Source organism: Limibacterium fermenti (assembly GCF_041902845.1).
GTDB classification, from domain to species: Bacteria; Bacteroidota; Bacteroidia; order Bacteroidales; family Dysgonomonadaceae; genus Limibacterium; species Limibacterium fermenti.
The window spans coordinates 1,396,454-1,420,416 of record NZ_CP159486.1 but is presented as its reverse complement, the minus strand read 5'-3'; the positions used below and the strand labels follow the sequence as shown (position 1 = coordinate 1,420,416).

At 47.7% G+C, this 23,963-nt stretch carries 21 protein-coding genes; 8 read left to right on the top strand and 13 right to left on the bottom strand.

From position 1 onward, the window contains the following. Window positions 1-425: 425 nt before the first annotated feature. The 5 genes from ABNK31_RS06515 to dnaB form a co-directional block, all read right to left on the bottom strand. Window positions 426-1,694 (bottom strand): peptidase U32 family protein, encoded by a 1,269-nt coding sequence (locus tag ABNK31_RS06515; RefSeq protein ID WP_418894871.1) that lies wholly within the window; start codon window positions 1,692-1,694, stop codon window positions 426-428. Window positions 1,695-1,710: 16 nt separating this feature from the next. Then, entirely contained in the window at window positions 1,711-2,397 is a 687-nt protein-coding gene (locus ABNK31_RS06510; protein WP_418894870.1) for a porin family protein, read from the bottom strand. Beyond that, window positions 2,394-4,394, bottom strand: a complete 2,001-nt coding sequence (locus tag ABNK31_RS06505) for a LysM peptidoglycan-binding domain-containing protein (protein WP_418894869.1) — start codon at window positions 4,392-4,394, stop codon at window positions 2,394-2,396. Before ABNK31_RS06505 ends, ABNK31_RS06510 begins: the two co-directional genes overlap by 4 nt. 128 nt (window positions 4,395-4,522) lie before the next feature. Further along, complete coding sequence (locus tag ABNK31_RS06500; protein WP_418894868.1) at window positions 4,523-4,792, bottom strand: hypothetical protein; 270 nt, start codon at window positions 4,790-4,792, stop codon at window positions 4,523-4,525. Between the two features lie 11 nt (window positions 4,793-4,803). Further along, window positions 4,804-6,339: a replicative DNA helicase gene (dnaB, locus tag ABNK31_RS06495; protein ID WP_418894867.1), complete on the bottom strand. Its 1,536-nt coding sequence runs from the start codon at window positions 6,337-6,339 to the stop codon at window positions 4,804-4,806. 216 nt (window positions 6,340-6,555) lie between these two features. Between dnaB and ABNK31_RS06490 the strand changes: the two genes are divergently transcribed. From ABNK31_RS06490 to mazG, 5 genes are all read left to right on the top strand, one after another. Further along, a complete protein-coding gene (locus ABNK31_RS06490; RefSeq protein WP_418894866.1) occupies window positions 6,556-7,164 on the top strand; it encodes a nitroreductase family protein in 609 nt (202 codons plus the stop codon). A gap of 260 nt (window positions 7,165-7,424) precedes the next feature. Beyond that, entirely contained in the window at window positions 7,425-7,856 is a 432-nt protein-coding gene (locus tag ABNK31_RS06485) for a Fur family transcriptional regulator (RefSeq protein ID WP_418894865.1), read from the top strand. A 29-nt stretch (window positions 7,857-7,885) separates the two neighbouring features. Further along, entirely contained in the window at window positions 7,886-9,385 is a 1,500-nt protein-coding gene (locus tag ABNK31_RS06480; protein ID WP_418894864.1) for a catalase, read from the top strand. 360 nt (window positions 9,386-9,745) lie between these two features. Next, window positions 9,746-11,809: a cytochrome c biogenesis protein CcdA gene (locus ABNK31_RS06475; protein WP_418894863.1), complete on the top strand. Its 2,064-nt coding sequence runs from the start codon at window positions 9,746-9,748 to the stop codon at window positions 11,807-11,809. Between the two features lie 40 nt (window positions 11,810-11,849). Next, window positions 11,850-12,635 carry a nucleoside triphosphate pyrophosphohydrolase gene (gene mazG, locus ABNK31_RS06470; RefSeq protein WP_418894862.1) on the top strand — a complete coding sequence of 262 codons (786 nt, stop codon included), beginning with the start codon at window positions 11,850-11,852 and terminating at the stop codon, window positions 12,633-12,635. Between the two features lie 128 nt (window positions 12,636-12,763). On the opposite strand, the gene gcvP is transcribed toward mazG, so the two are convergent. After that, window positions 12,764-15,610 carry an aminomethyl-transferring glycine dehydrogenase gene (gene gcvP, locus ABNK31_RS06465; RefSeq protein ID WP_418894861.1) on the bottom strand — a complete coding sequence of 949 codons (2,847 nt, stop codon included), beginning with the start codon at window positions 15,608-15,610 and terminating at the stop codon, window positions 12,764-12,766. A gap of 142 nt (window positions 15,611-15,752) precedes the next feature. Next, entirely contained in the window at window positions 15,753-16,412 is a 660-nt protein-coding gene (locus tag ABNK31_RS06460; protein ID WP_418894860.1) for an MBL fold metallo-hydrolase, read from the bottom strand. Window positions 16,413-16,563: 151 nt separating this feature from the next. On the opposite strand from ABNK31_RS06460, the gene ABNK31_RS06455 reads away from it, so the two are divergent. Continuing rightward, window positions 16,564-16,824, top strand: coding sequence for a DUF4160 domain-containing protein (locus tag ABNK31_RS06455; protein ID WP_418894859.1), 261 nt, complete (start codon window positions 16,564-16,566; stop codon window positions 16,822-16,824). Further along, complete coding sequence (locus ABNK31_RS06450; RefSeq protein ID WP_418894858.1) at window positions 16,757-17,176, top strand: DUF2442 domain-containing protein; 420 nt, start codon at window positions 16,757-16,759, stop codon at window positions 17,174-17,176. Before ABNK31_RS06455 ends, ABNK31_RS06450 begins: the two co-directional genes overlap by 68 nt. Before the next feature lie 20 nt (window positions 17,177-17,196). Here ABNK31_RS06450 and rsmG read toward each other — a convergent pair whose 3' ends face one another. From rsmG to ABNK31_RS06430, 4 genes are all read right to left on the bottom strand, one after another. Next, a complete protein-coding gene (rsmG, locus tag ABNK31_RS06445) occupies window positions 17,197-17,820 on the bottom strand; it encodes a 16S rRNA (guanine(527)-N(7))-methyltransferase RsmG (protein ID WP_418894857.1) in 624 nt (207 codons plus the stop codon). Next, window positions 17,820-18,722: an RsiV family protein gene (locus tag ABNK31_RS06440; protein WP_321578889.1), complete on the bottom strand. Its 903-nt coding sequence runs from the start codon at window positions 18,720-18,722 to the stop codon at window positions 17,820-17,822. Before ABNK31_RS06440 ends, rsmG begins: the two co-directional genes overlap by 1 nt. A 126-nt stretch (window positions 18,723-18,848) precedes the next feature. Continuing rightward, window positions 18,849-19,589 (bottom strand): DUF6261 family protein, encoded by a 741-nt coding sequence (locus ABNK31_RS06435; protein WP_418894856.1) that lies wholly within the window; start codon window positions 19,587-19,589, stop codon window positions 18,849-18,851. Beyond that, window positions 19,579-20,061 carry a hypothetical protein gene (locus ABNK31_RS06430; protein WP_418894855.1) on the bottom strand — a complete coding sequence of 161 codons (483 nt, stop codon included), beginning with the start codon at window positions 20,059-20,061 and terminating at the stop codon, window positions 19,579-19,581. The genes ABNK31_RS06435 and ABNK31_RS06430 overlap by 11 nt, the downstream gene beginning before the upstream one ends. A gap of 233 nt (window positions 20,062-20,294) precedes the next feature. On the opposite strand from ABNK31_RS06430, the gene ABNK31_RS06425 reads away from it, so the two are divergent. Continuing rightward, the gene (locus ABNK31_RS06425) at window positions 20,295-21,062 is read left to right on the top strand and encodes a protein-L-isoaspartate(D-aspartate) O-methyltransferase (protein ID WP_418894854.1); all 768 of its coding nucleotides are present in this window, start codon (window positions 20,295-20,297) and stop codon (window positions 21,060-21,062) included. 94 nt (window positions 21,063-21,156) lie between these two features. On the opposite strand, the gene cydB is transcribed toward ABNK31_RS06425, so the two are convergent. Together cydB and ABNK31_RS06415 are read right to left on the bottom strand one after the other, a co-directional pair. After that, on the bottom strand, window positions 21,157-22,311 hold the full coding sequence (gene cydB / locus ABNK31_RS06420) for a cytochrome d ubiquinol oxidase subunit II (protein WP_418894853.1): 1,155 nt from the start codon (window positions 22,309-22,311) through the stop codon (window positions 21,157-21,159). A 27-nt stretch (window positions 22,312-22,338) separates the two neighbouring features. After that, the gene (locus ABNK31_RS06415) at window positions 22,339-23,931 is read right to left on the bottom strand and encodes a cytochrome ubiquinol oxidase subunit I (protein WP_418894852.1); all 1,593 of its coding nucleotides are present in this window, start codon (window positions 23,929-23,931) and stop codon (window positions 22,339-22,341) included. Window positions 23,932-23,963: the final 32 nt, after the last annotated feature.

Sequence of the window (23,963 nt, the reverse complement as noted above, 5' to 3'; positions counted from 1 at the left end):
ATCAACTGTAGATATGAATGTTATATCCGACTGAAAGAAGAACCTTTATCCTGTTAAAAATGTTTTTCACGAAAAATGCAGGTCGAAAATCGCATCTCCGGCCGATTCGTTCAACGGGATAAAGCCGTTAGAGGCGGGGGAGGCATACTTTTGACGCAACATCCTGTGTTTTCTTGATGCAAGAAGGACAAAATAGCCTATTCAATATAGAAAAACCGGCATAAGAACGACATAATGACCTGTTTGAAACAGAAAAACCGATGTAAAAATGACAAAACGACATGTATACAATACAAAAATGAGTGTATGGATGACAAAAATGAATGTATGAATGACAAAAATGCCGCACAATACTACAAAAACCGGCTGCAGATATTAAAAAATGCCTGTTAGCATCGCACAAACGACTTGCATGCTCCGGTACTCTATTCCGCGTACGCCGTTCCCTTGCGGTTAGCCCAAACCATCTTATACAACTGATCGTTGGGACGAACTTTCTCAGGAGTCTTGAAGGAAAAATGTTGTCCCTTTACCGCTTCTTCAACGGTTTCTAAATCGACACGGATATCTTGAGCCGTGGCGAACACCGCTCCCGTAGTCGGACCGGTAATCAGCAGTTCGTCGCCTTCGTTTACCGATTGGGTTTCGATAAGGAATTCGGCGACACCAATATTTCCGAAATATTTAAGGACCTTTCCGACATAGACTTTTCTTTTGGTCGCTCCCGATCCGTAACGATGAGTCCATTCTCCCAACCGCTGGCCCAAATAATAACCATCCCAAAAACCGCGATTGAATACAGTCGCCAACTTTTCATTCCACAAATCGATTTTTTCCTGCGTAAAGGAGTCTTCGCAATACGCCTGCACCGCCTCTTTATAGCATGAGGTAACGATACGGACATATTCGGGGCCCCGCGCCCGCCCTTCTATCTTAAAGACCCGCACGCCGGCGTCCATCATCTTATTCATAAAATGAATTGTTTTCAGATCTTTCGGCGACATGATATACTCGTTATCGATGTCCAGTTCGATTTCACTGTCTTTGTCTTTTACCGTATAGGCGCGGCGGCAGATTTGGTTGCAAGCGCCGCGGTTGGCCGAAAGGCTCTTCTCGTGAAGGCTCAGATAACATTTACCCGACACCGCCATGCACAATGCGCCATGGGCGAACATCTCGATACGAATCAACCGGCCCGACGGCCCTTTTATTTGCTGCTCGACAATATCGCGATGAATACCCGCCACTTGTTCCAGATTCAACTCCCGGGCCAGCACGACGACATCGGCAAACTGTGCGTAAAACTTCAACGCTTCGGTATTGGTGATGTTGAGTTGGGTCGATAAGTGCACTTCCACCCCGATGCTCCGGGCATACATCAGCACGGCTACGTCGGCGGCGATAATAGCCGTCAGGCGAGCCTCCCGGGCGGCATCGACAATGCGGCGCATCAACGCCATGTCCTGCTCATAGATAATGGTATTGACCGTGAGGTAACTCTTGATATGATTGTCCCTGCATATACGGGCGATGGCATGCAAATCGTCTATCGTAAAATTATTGGAAGAACGGGCGCGCATATTCAATCCTTCGATGCCGAAGTAAACGGAGTCGGCGCCGCCTTGGATAGCCGCCATGAGAGAGTCGTAGGAACCTGCCGGCGCCATTATTTCATACTCACAAGTAGTCGTCATTCTATTGATTCCTTCATCAGAATTTTATATAATAGGTAAGCTTCGCTTCTATCACGCGATGGGCGGCACGCGAAAAATCCGTTTTCCGGCTTTCATAACGGAAAAAATCGGCAAGGCCAAAATAATAACGGCCTTCCAAATCAAAATCGCCGATCCCCGTCCTCAATTCTAACCCGACGCCCCCTATCAATCCGTAATCGAACCGGCTTTCGGGATCGGCATATTGCAATCCGATAAAAGCATTGTCCGGATTTGCTTTTTTTTGGGTTTCCACGTCAGCCGCAAGCGCTTCGCTCATACTTGAGGAATGATTGAATAGAATGCTTACCTGAGGCCCCGCATTAAAAATAAACCGCACTTTATTTCCAAAATAGACATGCCATAAAAAGGGAATCTCCACATAATTCATCGTCCGGTTATACGAAAATCCGGTTTCCGCATCATAGTCTTCTTTCCATCCCCGTTGGGCGAAGTTAATTTCGGCAATAACCCCCAAATGCTCCTCCGATATATACTTGGCTGCTATCCCTGCGTGCATTCCTAAATGGAAACTCTGAGCCACACCGGGCGAAAAACTGACGGATGAAACCAGCGCTCCTGCGCCGGCTCCGACATAGAACTCCCCTTTAAACTTATTCGCCTGGCCATACATAACCGATAAGTTCAGACCGATGAGAAAAACAATCAGCGCATACCGTTTCATCGACTTTTATCTGTTTTAGTAATCGAATTAGAGGTGTCGTAATGAATCAGATATAATCCGGTATTAATAAATCCGCCCCAATTATTGACTCGTTCAAAGTAAAACGGGAACTGCAAGGTATTTACCCGGATTTGATCTACAGACTGTTCAAAATTAACCCCGTATCTTGCTAACGCCGTCAAGAAAAACAATCCGGTATCGTAACCTAATAAACCATACTTGGGATACGTGTTCAAGAGGTCCCGATCATACCACTTTTTAAAGCTCTGCATAAAGTCCCGGGTCGCCGGATCCTGTTCATTGACATAAAAGGACGAAAAAATCTGGGTATCAAACAAATGATAATCCTTCACAAGCTCTTCATCATAGGTCTGCCATTCCGGATAGCCGAACAAGCGGACGGTATAAGAAGGATGGGTCTCTTTTATTTTCTTTAGAGCCTCGACCATCCGTTTTAGCGACGGGGAATCTCCCGAAGCCGGCACAACGACATTGTCCTTCGCAGGATCCAACTGCGCGAGAAAAGCAGTCTCCAAATTGCTGCCGTCCACCTTCACAAACGAACGCTTATCGGCTTTTAAGTCGCTTTGCAATTGTGAAATAAAATCGGCTTTATCATCCTTCTCCCCGGCGGCGAAAAGAACCTTGGCTGCCGGATAAGTCTGCATAAACACGTGCGATGCTTTTGTATAATTATAGGAAGGCTGAAAATTAACTTGAAAAATCATGCCGTTGTTGAGTACTTCATTGCTTCGCGACAAAGGAACCACATACTTAATATTATGAGCTTTAGAAAAATCGGAAAGAATTTTGATCTGATTATCCGAAAAGCCCCCGATCATTAAATGCAGCGATTGCATTTCGAGGGTTTCAAGCAGACTGGTAAGCTTGCGGGTGTCGCTCTCCGTACCGATATCAAACACATACAATTCGATATCCGCTCCTTCTTCTTTCATCTTTTCCACAGCCAATAAAAACCCTTCGTAATATTCCTGAAAGCGCAAATGCCGATTATCGTTATTCTTCTCCAAAAACGGTAAGAGAAGAGCCACTTTCATCCGGTTAACTTTAGAAGGCCGGGGTGGAACAAGCAGGCGGTTTGCTTGACTTTCAGCCTGAACCGTGCTGCCATTGCGCAGCGCTCCTTTCTTAACGGGAATAACCAAATCCATACCGGTTTTTAGCCCTTGCTCCAATCCGTTATTGGCTTGGCGTATATCCTCTTCCGAAAGATTATACTGCCGCGAAATACTATAGAGCGTTTCCCGTCTTTCTACTTTATGGCGGAGCGTCGTATCCTGGTCATGATAAGGAACGACGGTTTCATACGACTCGAAAAAAGGAATCCGTATCGTCTTGCCGATCCGGAACGTTTGCACGGAAAGGCCGGGGTTCGCCCGAAGAATATCTTCCGCACTCAATGAATATGTACGGGCAAGAGAGTAAAGCGTTTCCTGCGGAAGAATCGTATGGTAACGGTAGTTTTCTTCTTTCTCTTCACTAATCACACGCCGCTGAGGGATCGTTATCACCTGCCCTTCGGCAATCCCTTCCTTTGACCCGGGATTAAGATTATAAATCTCCTCAACAGAAGTATGATACATCTGCGAAAGACTGAATACCGTTTCTCCCCTGACAACCGTATGCTTAAATGTCTTATTTTGATTCTCGACAGGTCCTTGCCGAACAGAACCCGGCATGGGAACCGTCGTGTTTACAAGTTGACTATTTCCACGAACGGGAATAAGCAAGTACTGCCCGTTTTGCAAACCCGAACTCGCCCCGGGATTATGCCGGAGAATATCGGCTACGGAAACCGAGAAATTACGCGCTACGGCATACACTCCTTCTCCCGGCTTCACCGTATACTTATAGAATGTCTGACCATTGTTTGTAACGACTTCATAAGGCACCTGCTGTGCGGAAACCGCGGCGCCACTCAGGGCCAAACAAAACAGGAATAGATATATTTTTTTCAAAAATAAAGAGTCATGCATACGCGTTCTTTTTCCGATTATTACTACTAATTACTCGTTCTTCAATGCACAAAAATACGAAGAATATTTAGAATAATGTTTTTTCAAGTCCATTTTACCGAAAGTACCGCTCCAAGCCATGCGCTCGGTTACGGTTCGGGAGAGGCTTTTTCTTGATCGCGATACATCTTGTAAAGACGATTAAATTCATTCCAAGTTTTTGTATTCTTATGCTTTTCGATAAGAGCCTGAGCTTTATGATATGTTTTTTGCGACTTTTCGAGCTCCAAATCCACACTTTGCCGAATAGATTGATTGGTGAGTTCGGCCGCTTTTTTTGCATCGGAATCAATGCCGCCACAAGAGATCATCAAAAAATATCCCGCCAATACCATAGAAAGACCTGTCATTTTTTTCATAATTCAATCCGTTAAAAAGGAAGAGGCTCCTTATTTGGGGTTGTAAAATCGCCACCGGAAAGAGCGTCTGCAGAAGAAGACGGATCGCCGTTGGTCGCCTTATTCATTTTCGAAGGACGTTCGACATAGCGTTGTCCAACGACGAAATCATCCATATTTTGAAAACGGGCATATTCACTGTCGAAACGCATCTTGGCCAATCCGGTCGGTCCGTTACGATGTTTTGCCACAATAATCTCGGCAACCCCTATCAGCGAGTTACCCTGTTCATCTTCCGTAATGCGATAATATTCCGGTCGATGAATAAAACACACAATGTCGGCATCTTGTTCGATAGCTCCCGATTCACGAAGGTCGGCCAATTGGGGACGCTTCCCTTCGTTTCCCTGACGGGTTTCGACGCCACGGTTCAACTGCGACAAAGCAATAATAGGAATATTCAACTCTTTAGCCAGTCCTTTCAACGAGCGCGAAATGGTACTGACTTCCTGTTCCCGGCTACCAAAACTCATCCCGCTGGCATTCATCAACTGCAAGTAGTCGATAATGAGTATCTTGACATGACTTTCCCGCACCAATCGCCGGGCCTTGGTACGCAGTTCGAAGACCGACAAACTGGGCGTATCATCGATATATATCGGCGCATTATAGAGCAGTTTGTGGTTTTTGTCCAACCGGATCCATTCATCGTCGCTTAACCGTCCGCTTTTAATGCTTTCGCCTTTAATCTGGCACACATTCACAATTAGCCGGTTTACCAACTGCACATTCGACATTTCCAAAGAGAAAACCCCCACCGGGACTTCGTAATCCAAAGCCATGTTCTTTGCCATCGACAACACGAAAGCGGTTTTCCCCATAGCCGGTCGGGCTGCAATGATAACCAAATCGGAATTTTGCCAACCGGAAGTGAGTTTATCCAACTCTTTAAATCCGGTAGGCAAGCCGCTCATCCCATCCTTCCGGTTGGCAGCAGCCTCGATATTCTGCATGGCTTCCCGGATAACCGGATTAATTTGAATGACATCCTTTTTTACATTCCGTTGCGAAATCTCAAACAACCGGCCTTCGGTCTCTTGCATCAAATCGTCCACATCGATTGTTTCATCGAAAGCCTGATGCGTAATTTCGGAAGAAAACGTAATCAACTCGCGGGCCAAATATTTCTGGGCAATGATGCGCGCATGATATTCGATGTGCGCGGCCGAAGCGACCTTCTCCGACAGCTCAGCCACATACACGGCGCCGCCGGCCGTCTCCAGCTCCCCTCTTCGTTTCAATTCTTCCACAACCGTCAGGACATCTACGGGTTTCTGCTGCATGGCCAAGCCTTGGATGGCTCCAAAAATCAACTGGTGAATGGGATCATAAAAACTTTCGGGTTTCAGAATATCGCTGATCACGGAATACGCGTCCTTTTCCAACATCAGGGCTCCCAACACCGCCTCTTCCAACTCCCGGGCTTGAGGCGGCAACTTCCCCATATCAGGGGCGACAACGGTCTTTTCTACGACTTTAATATTTCCTTTGCGCTTTTGTTTCTCCATTTTCAACAAAAATTATATTCCGAAAAAGATACCAAAGGTACGTTTATGTACGCATAATCGGAAGACAATCCGGCATAAACTATTAACAAGTTATCAAAGGCTATCCTATACACATGAGGCAATACGCTATCAATAAAAACTATAACGCGAACAATCTTTTCATAAAATTGTTTTACGAATATCATTCATAAAAAATTTATAAAAGAAAGACGTCAAATGAGAAGTAAAAGTCTACAGGAATCCATTCAACATAGGCGCAGTTATTATCAACTGAGCAACGCCTCTCCCATCTCGAATGAACAAATAGAAACCATTATTGAAGAAGTGGTAAAGCACTCGCCATCGGCATTTAATTCACAGTCGGCACGCGTTGTTTTGCTATTGGGCGACCAACATAAGAAATTATGGGAAATCGTTAAAGACGAGTTGAAAAAAGTAAGCGGATCGGAAGAAGCATGGAAACAAACTGAGAATAAAGTCAATTCCTGCTTCCTGTCGGGATACGGCACGGTACTCTTTTTCGAAGACGAAACCGTTATAAAGGGATTGCAAAACCAGTTCCCGCTTTACAGTCAAAAGTTTTCGGTTTGGAGCGAGCACTCCTCTGCCATTGTACAAATCCTTACCTGGTTGGCATTAGAAAACGAAGGGCTCGGGGCTTCCCTGCAACATTACGATCCTCTTATCGACGAATCGATTCAAAAAGAATGGAATATCAGCAAAGATTGGCGACTGATCGCACAAATGCCCTTCGGCGTCGCGTTGGACAAACCGGCTGAAAAGTCGTATGAATCTGTCGAAAAACGTGTGAAAGTATTTAAGTAGTAATTTTCTCAATATATAACAATTCACTACAAAATCCCTGCCGGACAAATCCCCGGCGGGGATTATTCTTTTAGATAATACCTCTTTTCCGATTGGATTAAGGATATCCCGAAACCGGTTTGTCAGAGTATTCGCCGCGACAACCGGTTTGTTTTTTGCTTTCACCCTAAAAAAAATCAAAAAAAGTACGGATAATGATGAACAAAAGTAAAGAAGCGGCGTTTTAGAGGAGAATGATTCTTATTTAGCAGAGATTATCCATGGCAATTCATCAACAATTATTGCAACAAAAGTTATCGGAAAAAGGATTAAAGGCGACCCCTCAACGGATTGCCATTCTCGATGCGATCTATACGTTGAACAATCATCCCACGGCCGAACAGATCACCGATTTCGTCCGAGCAGCCCATCCGACGATTTCGATCGGAACTATTTATAAAACATTGGACACGTTTGTCAAGAAAAATGTGATTCACAAAGTTTCTACGCCCGACGAAGTGATGCGCTACGACGGTATACTCACGCCCCATCATCATTTATATCACACCGATAGCAATGTAATCACCGATTACGTAAACGAAGAACTCGACGAACTCTTAAAAACGTTTTTCGAAAAACATGCCATCGAAGGCTATGAAATCAATTCCGTCAAACTCAATATTTACGGCAACTCAAACGAACACCCCAAATAAAAAACTTCTATAACTTAATTACAAATCGTATGGAAAAAGAAGAAAAAAAAGACAAGAACAAAGAAAATCAAAAGAAACTGACGACCGTCGCCGGAGCTCCGGTTGTAAACAATCAGGATTCGATGACCGTAGGGCCCCGTGGCCCCATGGTATTGCAGGATGTATGGTTTCTGGAAAAACTGGCGCACTTCGATCGGGAAGTAATCCCCGAAAGGCGCATGCATGCCAAAGGATCGGGAGCATTCGGAACCTTTACGGTTACGCATGACATTACCCGCTACACCAAAGCAAAAATCTTTTCGCAAATTGGAAAGCAGACCGAAATGTTCGTCCGTTTTTCTACCGTAGCCGGAGAAAGAGGAGCGGCCGATGCCGAAAGGGATATCCGAGGCTTTGCCATGAAGTATTATACCGAAGACGGAAACTGGGATTTAGTGGGAAACAACACTCCGGTTTTCTTCTTTAGAGACCCGCTCAAATTTCCCGATCTCAATCATGCCGTAAAGCGCGACCCGCACACCAATATGCGCAGCGCAAACAATAATTGGGACTTTTGGTCGAGCTTGCCCGAAGCTTTGCATCAGGTAACCATCACCATGAGCGACCGGGGCATTCCGTACAGCTACCGTCACATGCACGGTTTCGGCAGCCATGCTTACAGTTTTCTGAATGCCGATAATGTGCGCCATTGGGTGAAGTTCCATTTTGTGACGCAACAAGGAATAAAAAACCTGACCGACCAGGAAGCCCAAGAGCTTGTCGGCAAAGACCGCGAAAGCCACCAGCGCGACTTGCTCGAATCGATTGCAAAAGGCGATTTTCCCAAATGGAAAATGTACATCCAGATCATGACGGAAGAACAGGCTGAAAACATGCCCTATAATCCGTTCGATTTAACCAAAGTATGGTACAAAGGAGAGTTCCCCTTGATTCCGGTAGGAGAGTTCGAGTTGAACCGGAACCCCGACAACTATTTCCAGGACGTGGAACAAGCCGCCTTCAATCCGGCAAACATCGTTCCCGGCATCGGGTTTTCGCCCGACAAAATGTTGCAGGGACGACTGTTCTCGTATGGCGATGCCCAACGTTACCGCCTTGGGGTGAATCATCACCAGATACCCGTAAACCAGCCGAAAGCAGCGCCTCAGACCAATTCTTATCATCGCGACGGGCAAATGCGTGTGGACGGGAACCAAGGCGCAACGTTGCATTACGAGCCCAATAGTTATGGCGTATGGAAAGAACAACCCGAGTTTGAGGAGCCGGCTCAGAAAGCCGACGGCGACATCAAACGCTGGAACTTCCGCGAAGATGACAGCGATTATTTCACTCAACCCGGAAAATTGTTCCGCCTGATGAATGACGCGCAAAAACAAGTCTTGTTCGGCAACACCGCCCGCAATATGGAAGGCGTGGAAGGATTCATTAAAATCCGCCACATCCGCAATTGCTACCAAGCCGACCCGGATTATGGGAAAGGGTTAGCCGATGCAATGCATATATCCTACGAAAAAGCAGGCATCGCGTAAAACGGATTTATCGCATTTGAATAGAAAGCAGGCTGTCTTAAAATTGTTTGGAGACAGCCTCTTCTTTTACGCTCCTATACATTCTTTTAGAATCTGTTTAAATTTGTTTCGCGATTCAAAAAGAGTTGTTTTTTAGCAGTATCCTTTCTTGTTTTGGCGATAATCGCGAGCTATTTGAGCCGAATAAAAGGAAGAAGAATACAAAAAGAAACTTTTTGAAGGCGAAGAATACTTTCATTTCCGTTTTTCGTAAGAAATTTAAACAGTTTCTTACTATATTAATAACTCGAGATGGAATACCTGTGGGTAAGTTTTATTATCTTTGCACCTTAAAATTATCCATTATACAGACTATACAATATGAAGATCAGAAAAGCGATTGTTTTTTCCCTTTTTCTCATCAGTTCGTTTCTTACGTTTGCTCAAGACGAAGTCTCATGGAAGTTTAGCTTGCAAGACAAAGGAAACGGAGAAGTAGAATTAACGGCAGACGCCACCATACAAGCGGGATGGCATATATACGATACGCGTCTTCCCGAAGACGGCCCCTATCCCACCTCCCTGAGCCTCGACAAGCTGACGGGAGCCGAAGCGGTAGGCGAGTTTCAGGCTTCGGGCAAAAAAGCCACCGTAAAGTATGACGCCGTGTTCCAAATGGAAATAGGGACTTTCGAGAACGCTGCGCGATTTGTGCAACGATTTAAAGTTACCGACAAACAAAAGTTCGCGCTTAGCGGCGATATCCGGACTCAGGCTTGCAACGACCAAAGCTGTCTGCCGCCGTTACCTGTCGATTTCTCTTTTACATCGGCCAATTTGCCTTCAACGCTGGTGGTATCCGCCGCTGCTAAAGCTGATCCGGCAGCATCGACCGAAAAGACAGAAACCGACGAAGCGGCCGTATCCGATACAACCGCAACCACAGCGGACTCGACCGGTATAGCACTCGCTCCCATTATAAGCGCTTCGGGCCCTATCGACCAGAACCCGCTATGGACACCGGTTATCGAAGAGCTGAAAGCATACGGTATGGAAGGAAGTACCACCGGCAAATCGCTCTTTTGGATTTTCATCGCCGGATTTATCGGCGGCCTAATCGCTCTGCTCACACCTTGTGTATGGCCGATGATACCGATGACCGTCAGTTTCTTCCTCAAACGAAATAAAACCGACCGCACGAAAGCGATTTCCGAAGCGCTTATTTACGGATTGAGCATTATCGTCATCTATGTGCTATTGGGTCTCCTCATTACGGGAATCTTCGGCGCGAGCGCATTGAACACCCTGGCGACCAGCGCGCTGTTCAATCTCATCTTCTTCGCTTTGCTGGTTCTATTCGCCATTTCGTTTTTCGGAGCGTTCGACATGGTCTTACCCGCGTCATGGACAAACAAAAGCGATGAAAAGGCCGACAAGACCTCGGGCGTACTGAGTATTTTCTTTATGGCATTCACCCTTGCATTGGTCTCTTTCTCGTGTACCGGCCCTATTATCGGCACTCTGCTGGTCGATGCCGCCACGTCGGGCAACATCTTGGCTCCCGCCATCGGCATGTTCGGATTTGCCTTTGCCTTGGCCATCCCGTTCGCCCTGTTCGCCATCTTTCCCTCGTGGTTGCAGAGCATGCCCAAATCGGGCGGCTGGCTCAACTCGGTGAAAGTGGTATTGGGCTTTCTCGAACTGGCCCTCGCTTTGAAATTCTTATCGGTGGCCGACCTCGCTTACGGATGGGGTATTCTCGACCGGGAAGTATTTGTCGTTCTATGGATTGTCATTTTCGCCATGCTGGGATTTTATCTGCTGGGAAAAATCAAATTTCCGCACGACAGCGATGTGCCTTACGTATCCGTTCCCCGGTTGTTCATGGCCATCATCTCCCTGGCATTCGCCATTTACATGATTCCCGGACTTTGGGGCGCACCGCTGAAAGCGATCAGCGCTTTCGCTCCCCCGATGTACACGCAGGATTTTAACTTATACGAAGGCGAAGTACATGCCCAGTTTTTGGATTACGAAAGCGGAATGGCGCATGCCGCCCGTACCGGTAAGCCGGTGTTGATCGACTTTTCGGGATACGGTTGCGTGAACTGCCGCAAGATGGAAGCATCGGTATGGACCGATCCCCGTGTGAAAGATATGCTCGATAACGGGTACGTGCTCATCACCTTAATGGTGGACGACAAGGAACGGCTTCCGGAGGTGATTGAAGTCAATGAAAACGGAAGAACGACTAAGCTGAAAACGATCGGCGACAAATGGAGCTATCTGCAACGTCATAAATTCGGCGCAAACGCCCAACCGTATTATATCGCACTGAACAATCAGGGACAACCGATCGGCCCTTCTTATGCTTATGACGAGAATGTGGATAAATATATCCAATTCTTGCAAACGGGTTTGCAAAACTATAAAATTGGAAAATAGAGACTGGAGGTTAGAGACTGGAGACTGAAGACTGGAAGATATGAATACTCGCGAACAAAAGATAGAAGCGTTCGGCCGGTTGCTCGATGTGATGGACGAGCTACGCCTGAAATGCCCTTGGGACAAGGTACAAACCAATGAAAGTCTCCGGGCCAACACGGTGGAAGAAACCTACGAACTGGTCGACGCAATTATCAATAAGGATAACGAAAACATCAAAAAAGAACTGGGCGACTTGCTGCTGCATGTGGTGTTCTATTCCAAAATCGGGGAAGAAAAGCAGGCGTTCGATGTCGCCGATGTGTGCAATGCCATTTGCGAGAAATTGATATTCCGTCATCCGCATGTGTTCGGCGACGCGCATACGCGAACGGCTCAAGCGGTGGAACGCTCGTGGGAACAAATCAAGCTGAAAGAGAAAGGGGGCAATAAAACCGTTCTGGAAGGAGTGCCCTCGCTGCTCCCCTCGCTCATCAAGGCCTACCGCATTCAGGACAAAGCCCGCAATGTGGGATTCGACTGGAACAAACGCTACGATGTATGGGATAAAGTGGATGAAGAACTCGGCGAACTGAAAACGGAAATCGAACAACTGGATGCCGATAAAATGGAAGGCGAGTTCGGCGATCTACTGTTTAGTGTCATCAATGCCGCGCGCCTCTATAAGGTGAACCCCGACAATGCCTTGGAACGCACGAACCGCAAATTCATCAACCGCTTCAACTATATGGAAAAGAAAGTGAAGGACCAAGGGCGGTCGTTGAACGAAATGTCGCTCGAAGAGATGGAAGAGATCTGGCAAGAGGCAAAACGAACGATGGAGTAAACGGATTTATCCGAAAATATGAAAAACCTCGGGCATCGTTTTGATACGACACCCGAGGTTCTTTTTTTCCTTTGGGAGTTTTCGTTCCCGTTATCCGTCAAACGGCTTGGAACCGTCAGACGGGATCATCAGCAAAGGCATGAAACCAAATGCCGGTCGCCATACGCGTCATCGATGCGGCCTACATTGATCCAGAACTTATTCGCCGCAACAAACGGCAACGGATAAATGGCTTTACTGCGCGGATAGGCATGATTCCACTCATCGGCAACAGCTACATATTCGGGATGCGGAGCATTCACCAGCACGTTATCTTCGAGCGTATACTCGCCGCGCGACACTTCCAGAATCTCTTCATGAATCTGTTGCAACGCCTCCACAAAACGATCCAACTCGGCTAAGCTCTCGCACTCGGTCGGCTCGATCATCAACGTACCATGCACCGGGAAAGAAAGAGTCGGCGCGTGAAAACCGTAATCCATCAGCCGCTTGGCGATATCGCTCTCGGTAATGCCCGACACCGCTTTCAACTGCCGGCATTCCAGAATAAGCTCATGGCCTACCCGGCCGTTTGCTCCTCGGTACACAATGCCGTACGAGTCTTGCAACCGCTGCGCCAGATAGTTCGCATTCAATATTGCGTTTTCGGTAGCTTTCGTCAAACCTTCGACGCCCATCATGCGGATATACGCATACGTGATTTGCTGCACCCCGGCGTTGCCATAAGGAGCCGCCGCAACCGTGTTCTTATCCGATTCGAAAGCCACGGGATGCCCGGGAAGGAAGGGAACCAGATGTTGCGCCACACACACGGGGCCGACACCCGGGCCGCCGCCGCCATGAGGAATGGCGAAGGTCTTGTGCAGGTTCAAGTGACAGAGATCGGCGCCGATCGTACCCGGATTGGTCAATCCCACTTGGGCGTTCATATTCGCGCCGTCCATATACACTTGTCCGCCGTTCTCATGAATGATACGGCACATCTCACGGATGTCCGCTTCAAAAATTCCATGCGTGGAAGGATACGTAATCATATATCCGGCCAGATCATGCGCATGCTCCTGCGCTTTGCGGGCCAAGTCATCCATATCGACATTTCCCCGTTCGTCGCAAGCAACCGTTACGGGGGTAAATCCCGCCTGAACAGCGCTAGCCGGATTGGTTCCGTGAGCCGAAGCGGGGATCAAAACGATTTTACGATGCCCCTGTTCGATGCTTTCGAGATAACTGCGGATGATGATGAGCCCGGTAAACTCTCCCGCGGCGCCCGAATTAGGCTGCAAGCTGACTCCGGCAAAACCGGTGATTTCGGCCAACATCGATTCGAGTTCGTCGATGAATTGCAGATACCCCGCCGCCTGTTCCACGGGGGCATAAGGATGGACGCGTTGCAGCGCCGCAAGCCCCAACGGCAACATGCTCGAAGCCGAATTAAGTTTCATCGTACACGAACCCAATGAAATCATGGAATGCGCCAGCGAAATATCCTTGCGCTCCAAACGTTTGATGTAACGCATCAATTCCGTTTCGGTATGATAGCGGTTAAAGGTCTCGTGTTGCAAAAAATCGGTCTTACGAACCAGCTCTTCGCAAAGCGCCGCTTGCTGCGGTTCGGCGCATTCGAACAAAAACGCTTTCGAGCTGCCCACCGCCATCGCAAATACGCCCAGCAACTCCTGCATCCGTTGGCAGTTGGTCGTTTCATCGATGCTGATGCCTATCTCGCCCGTGGGGAAATAGCGGAGGTTGATCGATCGCGCTTCGGCGTTGTCGCGTATGTCCTGAACGGAGACTTTCGGCGCCAATTCAATCTTTAACGTATCGAAGTATTGCCCGTTTACCTGCTTGAATCCCATTCCTTCCAATTCGCGCGCCACTTGCACGGCATGCGAATGGATACGGCGGGCAATGCTCTTCAAACCTTCGGGACCGTGGTATATGGCATAGAACGACGCCATCGTGGCCAACAACGCCTGCGCCGTGCACACGTTGGAAGTCGCCTTGTCGCGTTTGATATGCTGTTCGCGTGTCTGCAAAGCCATGCGCAACGCCTGGCGGCCATTGACATCTTTGGATATGCCGATGATGCGTCCCGGCATAGAACGTTTATATTCGTCGCGGGTGGCAAAAAAAGCCGCCGACGGACCGCCGAAGAACATCGGGATGCCGAACCGTTGCGTACTTCCGAAAGCGATATCCGCCCCCCACTCGCCCGGAGGCGTCAGCAGGGTCAACGCCATCAAATCGGTAGCGACGGCTACTTTGCAGCCGGCTCCATGTGCCTTTTCGACAAAGCCGCGATAGTCTTCGATGCTCCCGTTACTATTGGGATACTGTATGATGGCTCCGAAGAAATTTTCTCCGCCATCGAACTGCTTATAGTCGCCGACGACAATCTCAATGTCGTGGCAATCCATGCGGGTATGCAACACGGCCAGCGTTTGCGGAAATATATTTTCATCGACAAACAGCTTCGACACATTGGCTTTCACCTGTTCGCGGCTTCGCAAGGCATGCATCATACTTGCAGCTTCGCCGGCAGCCGTAGCCTCGTCCAACAGGGAGCAGTTGGCCAACGGCAAAGCCGTGAGTTCGCTCACCACCGTTTGAAAATTCAACAGCGCTTCGAGCCGCCCCTGCGATATCTCCGCCTGATATGGCGTATAGGACGTATACCATACCGGATTTTCGAATACGTTGCGGTAGATAACTGCCGGAGTGATGGTATCGTACCAGCCCATGCCGATGTAGGATGCAAAGAGTTGGTTTTTGGCGGCGATGCTCCCTATTTCTTCGGCATACTCCTGTTCCGACAACGGCGCCGGCAGCGATAGCGGATGCTCCAGACGGATATCGGAAGGTATCGTTTGATCGATCAATTCATCCATTGAGGAAACGCCGAGGCTTTCCAGCATTTTCTTTCTATCCGCTTCATTGGTCCCGATATGACGGGTATAAAATTTTTCCATTTCCATAAATACACGATTCGGTTTAGTAGATATTTGTTGTTATTATCAGTTTAATTATTTAAGTTTCGCAAGCTATTTCACCCGGATGGTTACAGACTGCCAATTTGTAATTCGTAATTTGTAATTCGTAATTCGTAATTCGTAATTATCAATTGCTTTTGTCCGATTGCAAAAAAGGATTGTTCCGCCGCTCGAAGCCGATAGTCGTCGAAGGGCCATGCCCGGGATAGACGATCGTCTCATCGGGCAGAACAAAAAGTTTCTTCTTAATACCGTCGATCAGTTGCTCGTAATCGCCCCTTGCCAGATCGGTCCGTCCGATACTGGCACGGAACAGGGCATCGCCCGAAAACAGCGCTCCGTCTTCGGCGCTGTAAAAAACGATGCTTCCCGGCGAATGCCCCGGCACTTCCCAGACGCGCAGTTGTTGCCGGCCGAAGGTAACGGTATCGTTTTCGTGCAGATACAATCCTTTGGGAGGCGTCAAATCGTCGCTGAAACCCTGAAAGCCGAACAAGCGGAGCTGTCCGGGAATATCTTCGAGCAAAAACTCATCGGCCGGATGATAGTCTAACGGAAGGCCGAAATGCGAAGCGAGGAAGTTTACACCGAACAGATGGTCGAAATGCAAGTGGGTATTGATAAGCCGTTTTACAATAAGATCGTTATCGATGAGATAATTCAGCAGCATTTCCTTTTCATCGGGATAGAAACAAGCCGCATCGATCACCACACATTCGCGCGTCTCGTCGGAGAGAACGTAGGTGTTTACTGATAACGGATTAAATTCAAATGTTTTAATTTTCATTTTTCCAAGATTCCTTTCGTGTTGCTATTTCTTCCACAAAAATAGCTTTTTCTTTTGAATTGTCACACAGGGAAAGCATAAAAAGCAGCGCGCTATACTATACCTTTCGAATAAATGAAGATGTATATAAAGGAACAAACAATTGCAGGTTATGAATAAACAACCTATCTTTGAATCGTCATTCAAATCACTTATTTATGCCAATGACCATGAGCCGATCCACATACATGTTGTAAAAGGAAAAACAAGGGCAAAATTCCTGCTTTTTCCTGTAAAATTAGTGGATAATAAAGGATTAAAAGCATCAGAATTAAAGATGGTAGAACCCGTAATAGAAGAAAATAATGATGGTAATCGAAAAAATATGGACGACCGATACAGCTATATGGATACGCACCGCAGAGGGGCGTGAAGCATACGAGGATTTTTCGAATTATCCACCTTTGAAATTTGCCACGCCTGAAGAGCGGAATAATTTCGAAGCCGATGAGTTCGGCATACATTGGAAAGACCTTGACGAAGATCTGAGTTTCGAAGGTTTTTTTAAAGAAAAACAGAGCAATTTTCTTTATATGCTCTTCATGAATTATCCGGAGTTGAACGCTTCGGCCATTGCCCGCCGGATGGGAATGAAACAAAGCCTGTTAGCTGCTTACATAAGCGGGGCAAAGAAACCTTCACCCAAACGACAACAGGAAATTATCAGCACGATACGGGAAATAGGGAAAGAATTACAGCAGATAGAGTGGAAATACAGCATATAACAATCTTCTATCAATCTATATCAATCCAGGGGAAGGTACACCAGTTTTTTGGTTTCGAAAAAAGGTTCTGTGAAATAATTGGATAATGCGACGGTTTCGGCCATACTCCCGAAAGGTTTGAGCTCTTCCGTCAAATCGCCTCCCTTCAGGCAAATGAGTCCGTTGGGCAAGGCATTGCGCTGCTCCGCAATGATGTTTTTGCGAACGAGCTTGACCAATTGCGGCATCGCCATTACCGCACGGCTGACAATAAAATCGAACTTGCGCCGCTCCTGCTCCACCCGCGAGTGAACGCCTTCGACATTCGCCAGGCCGATGGCGACGGCTATCTCGTTCACGACTTTTATCTTTTTGCCGATACTGTCGAGCAGTACAAATGACGCTTCCGGAAAAAAGATGGCCAGGGGAATGCCCGGAAATCCCCCTCCCGTACCCACATCGAGCAGGTGCGTGCCGGGCGCAAAACGCATGTACCGGGCAATGGACAACGAGTGCAAGATATGATGCACATAGAGGTTATCCATGTCTTTCCGAGAAATCACATTGATTTTTGCATTCCAATCGGCATATAACGTTTGCAAAGAAGCGAATTGTTCTTTCTGTCGCGGCGTTAAACCGGGGAAATAGCGCTCGATAGCGTCCATTACAAGCCGGCCAATTTCGACACTACCGTATGGTTGCGCAATAACGATCGGATGGCGTCGTAAGGAATAAACACTTCCGGTGCATGGAGTTGATAAGCCGAGTATTCGCCTTTGTTAAAGGTATAAATGATGCCTTTATCGGTCACGAGGAAGTTGCCGTTGGGAAGCATTTCCTCCACGCCGAAAAAGCCCAGATCTTCCAAGTCGCGCACGGTTTTCACGTTGTTTTGTTCGAGCAGATAAGTCACAAACAAACTTTGCAAAGCCACATCGTAACCGGCATTAAAGATATCGTTTTCGGTCAGTAACGTTTCGGTTTTGAGGTTGATGACACAGTTGCGGTACGAATCGTACGAAGCCACGCCGCCTTTGTTGTTGGACTGTTTTACCTGAAACGCAAGGATATCGTGGCGGTTATACACGACGGAATCGGACAGGATTTCGTAGTACGAGTAAAACGTATCCATCACCGCATGTTCGCTATCATCGGCATGCATGTCGGGGATTCGGGCGTTAATTTGTTGGATATCGTTCACATTTTCGCGATAAACCTTCACATCGTACAGATAATTATCGACGTAATCGCGCGTATACTTCTCCACGGCCTCAGCCGGCGAAAGCGAGTCGTATGCCGCTCCCAGCACATTTTGCACGAAAAACCGCTGCAGGGCGGCAAGGTCGGCCTTTCCGCTGCCGACAGGATATACGAACGCCAGATGCAAGTTACACGAAGGGTTGGCCGTATCGCCTTCCAGATGATATTGTTTCTCTGTGATAATCGTGTCGAACTCCACCTTATTATCCGCTTTAAACATGCTTCGCTTGCTTTCATTGCAGGAAAAAAGGAGTATCGATGCGCTCACCATCAACAGAGTAACGGGTATGATGCTTTGCCTACTCATAAATAGTTCTTAAAGAATACGGGTGCAAAAATACGCTTTTTATCCTTATGATATCTTCTTTATGAAAAAAAAATAGGATGGCCGACCCCAATCGATCACGCCATCCTAAGAGAAAAATCGGAGGAATTATTGCTTTTCTTGTTTCTTCTTTTTCTTATTCTTCAACAGTGTAGCCCTCGATTTAGCGAGTTGTTGTGCATTAGCCACCTCTACATTGATTTTATCGGCCAACCCGATATAAGGTGTTTCACCATCGATAAAAGCATGGCTGTTAATGGCTTCACACAGGTTTTCAAAAGCCTTTTGCATTTCCTTGCGAGCTTTATCCGTAAGGCCGGTGACATACGTGGATTTCTCTTCGGTAGAAGAAATATGAGTCGCCTCGTACTGCGTGTTTTCCTCGTCTATTTTATCGATCCATGGCAAGTGAGTGAGTTTTTCCAACAAGGCTACATTGCCGTTTTGGCGCATGTCCCCAACCCAATTATGCAAGATAGATGTCTCTTGTTCGCGCGCCATGGCCTGGATCGATTTGCCATATTTTTCGGTAACGAACAGCAACCGGCGGGCGGCTTCGCTGACGTCCGGATCGGGATAACGCGTCATGCTGCGTAAAAATTCCATAAATCCCACGAACGTGTTATCGCGCACACTATCGCGTTCCCTCTTTACAGTCGTAAAACCCGACTTATCGGCTTGTTTTACAGCGGCATCGAGCGTGTCGAAGCCCACCAGGAACGCCGTGGCCACAACTGCCAGCTTCAGCGTTTCCATATCTTCTTTACCAAGATACCCGGCAATCAGTTTCATCACCTGAAAGAATTCCATCAACGGTGATTTCGATAAATTTGTACTTTTAATAATCATAATATTTCATTTTTAACAGATATATAAATAAATAGTAAAAAAACAGATTCAAATGACACATCATTCTCCCGAAAGGATCTTTCGCAAATGGAAAAACAAGGCACAAAGCGGTTGGGAACGTTTCCGCAAGAGGAAAAACAGCCACAGGCTGCCGGGAGAGGTTTTCGCAAGTGGAAAAAAGGCATCCTGCCTGCCCGATGGCATTTCCGCAAGTGGAAAAAGGATGATTGACTTGCCTGATGGGACTTTCGCAAGCGGAAACAGGGCAAATTTCTGCCCGCCGCGATTTCCGCCATCGTAAAAAGAGTCCCCGGCATCCCGAAGCTTCGGTCGCAAGAGGCATATACGCCGCAAAGAACTCTTTATTATTCGTGATGGCCGGGCGAATGGGGATAGGCATGTCTCTGCCCTGAGCTGCTCCGGGGCGGAGCGGTTTTTCGAAGATAATTGGCCATGTGTATGGATAATTCACCCCATTTCAGTACATTTAACGGTACAATATTACGACATTTTTTGCATCCGGCAAAATATAAATTGTAAAAAATATATGCCTTCAGTCTCCGGTCTCCCTGTCTTTAACTATTGGCGTTAGCCGTTATCACACGTAGCGTTTATCGCCGGAGGTATTATCGGAGGAAGTACCTCCATTCTCTATCCTCCATTTTTTATTATCTTTGTTTTCAGGAAGTAAAAAGATTACAGTATATGACAACCATCATCCAACAAATTTCTTTATCATTCATTATCGCCGTTAGCTGTGCGGGCATCATAGGCTGTGCAGCAAACGGCAACAAAAAATCATCCTCAAAAACAGAGATTGCTATGACCGATACCATTGTATACGCCGACGACAGGGCGAAAAAACTCGTCGAAAAATTACGGCGCAAAGGCATTACCGACGAACGGGTGCTCGCGGCCATCGGGACTATCCCCCGGCAGGTATTTATCGATAAAAGTTTAGTTGATTATGCCTACGCCGACCGCGCCTTGCCCATCGACAAGGGGCAAACCATTTCCCAACCGTATACCGTAGCCTTCCAAACGCAACTGCTGCAACTCCGCCCAGGCGACAAAGTGCTCGAAATAGGTACCGGAAGCGGTTATCAGGCGGCCGTGCTTTGCGAAATGGGAATGAACGTGTACAGTATCGAGCGGTATGAAGCGCTGCACCGGAAAGCCGAAAAAACACTTGAGTCTTTAAACTATTATCCGAAGTTGTTTTTCGGCGACGGATACGAGGGATTGCCCGATCACGCTCCTTTCGATAAAATACTGATTACCGCGGCGCCGGAACAACGTCCCGAAAAGCTTTTGCATCAACTGCGCATAGGCGGACTCATGGTGGTGCCCGTGGGCGATAGCCGTGGACAAAAGATGATGGTTATCGAGCGTACCGGCCCCGACTCCTTTGAAGAATCGGAAGAAGGCCGTTTTATCTTCGTCCCCATGAAGGAAGGAACGGAGGAGAATTGATGGAAGATTGGTGAAGATTGATAAAAGATTGATGCCTGCCCTTGCCTTCAGCAAACATCAATCTAATCTTTCATATCTAATCTCTAATCTCCAATCAATACGAATGCTCATCGGCCTGAAGGTCGTCCAGCCCGAGCGATTTCTTCTCCAATGCCCTCCAAGCGTAGAAAATATACGCAAGGACGAACGGCACGAGCAGCGACACAATCGACATCACTCCCAACGTGAATTCACTCGAAGAGGAATTCTGAACGGTCAGCGAGCTTTGCAAATCGATAGAAGAAGGATAATACGCCGTGTGGTTGTAGCCGGCAACCAGAAAGAGCATCGTCACGGTAAGCACCGTTCCGACACCAGCGAACCAAATACCTTTATTGTATTCCGGGCGGAATACGGTAGCGAAAATGCCGTAGAGCACGCCGACCACACCCAGTAAAAATACGATCAACACAAGGGGCATATCGAGAAAGTTATGCAAGTATTTGGCCGGTTCGAGAAAGACCACTTTCGTTTCCGGATTCACGGCATAGCCGTCGGCGACCAACGTCCAGATGAGGAACGCCAGGAAAAACACCACAAAAGGAACGCCGTTATATAAGGTGAACTTCCGTGAGCGGTCTACCAATATATCATGATTCAAGCGGTTCACAAAGAACAAACTCGCCAGTGTACGGGCCAGAAACAATACGGCAAGCCCCAAGAACCAATTCCGGGCATCGCCCAGCGCTTCGATTCCGTGCAGCGGGTTCTGCCATTGGCTGATAACGGGCCCTGCATCGCCCAGGCCGACGATGTTGCCTTTGTTCACGGTAAACTCCGAGCCGGTGAAGAACGTGGCGACCGCCGCACCCAACAAGAACGTACCGAGCACGCCGTTGATAAATAAAAACGCCCGGTAAGTGCCCTTCCCGAAAATATTTCCGGGTTTCGACTGAAACTCATAAGACACGGCTTGCAGCACAAAGCAGAACAGGATAATCATCCACACCCAGTATGCGCCGCCGAAACTCGTGGAGTAAAACAACGGGAACGAAGCGAAAAATGCACCGCCAAACGTGACAAGCGTGGTAAACGTATATTCCCACTTGCGCCCCAAAGCGTTCACAAGCAATTTCTTTTCATCTTCCGTGCGTCCCAGGGAATGCAGCATGGACTGACCGCCTTGTACAAAGAGCAGAAACACCAGCAAGCCTCCCAGCAACGAGATGATAAACCACCAATAGTTTTGTAAAAATTCGTATGTGATCATAATCTATAGTTCTTTTTCAATCTGTTTTCAATCTTCATCAATCTCCATCAATCTGTTTGATCCCGAAACTTCCGGGGGGAAATCCGGCCCCTTTTTTATCTGCTTCACCATAATCGTCACTTCAGCCACAAGCATTCCGGTAAATATGATTGCGAAGAGAATAAACGTCGCCACGATATTGCCGGTCGCAACCGCCGACACGGCCGTCTGTACCGGAAGCACATCCTGTATCGTCCACGGCTGGCGGCCCATCTCGGCAACCGCCCATCCGCACTGCCCCGCGATGTATGCGAGCGGAATGCTCCACAAGGCCACATATTGCAACCAGCGCTCCGTGTGCATTTTCTTCTTATGAACGAAATACCAGACGATCAAAAAGAACAGGATGAAATAACATCCGATAATCACCATGAGGTGAAACGTATAAAACGTCAACGGCACATCGGGAACCAGGTCGGCCTCGCTTTCGAGATAGCCGTAACCGAAATGCGCGTAGTTTTCGTCCAGAATCCGCTTATGTTGAGCCGCATCGTCGAGGCGCCCTTCGGCCGTCGCCGTCTTGTAGTCGGCCAACGCCTGTATAGCTTTCTCGCCACGCTCTTTACGCTCCCGAAACGACAGAGCGACCGTACCGTCGGGCAACGTATATCCCCCGTCGATAATATTCTCGATGCCGGGCACGAAGGCATTCGCATCGCGATAGCCCAACAACGACAACAGTTTGGGTATTTCCATCTTGAAAAGATACGGATCCACCCGGTCGTTATAAGCTTGTTTTGCCGGATTCAACATCCCCACGGCAATCAGCCCCGCGCCTTCTTTGCCCTGGTAAAGACCTTCCATAGCGGCGAGCTTCATCGGCTGCTTCTGAGCCACTTCGTGTCCCGACCCGTCACCGGTGACGGCCAACAGCACAAAACCGGAAAGGCCCACAATCATGCCGACCTTAATACTCTTCAACGCGAAGTCCTGATGGCGTTTCTTCAACAGATACCAACTGCTTACGCCCAACACGAACGCCGCGGCGAATCCCCAGCAAGAAAATACGGCATGCAAAAACTTATTCACGGCAATCGGCGAAGAGATGACGGCCCAGAAATCGTTCATTTCATTCCGTACCGTGTCGGGGTTGAACTCCATCCCCACGGGATATTGCATCCAGGCGTTCGCCACCAGAATCCAATACGCCGATAAGGTCGCCCCCAGCGTCACCAGCCACGTCGAAGCCAGGTGCATGTTCTTGCTTACCCGGTTCCATCCGAAAAACATAATCGAAATAAAGGTCGCCTCCAGGAAGAACGCCACAATCCCTTCGATGGCCAACGGCGCACCGAAAATATCCCCGACAAACCAACTGTAGTTCGACCAGTTCGTTCCGAATTGGAACTCCAGGATGATACCTGTTGCTATGCCAATGGCAAAATTGATTCCGAAAATCTTTTGCCAGAACTTGGCGGTACTTTTCCATTTTGGATCACCGGTTCTCACATAGATCGTTTCCATGACAGACATGATGAGCGCCAACCCGATGGTCAGCGGAACAAACAACCAATGATATCCGGCGGTGAGTGCAAATTGTGCTCTCGACCAGTTAACTGCAGATACACTTAATAATTCCATAGACTGTTGTATATTTAAATTAATTCATACCG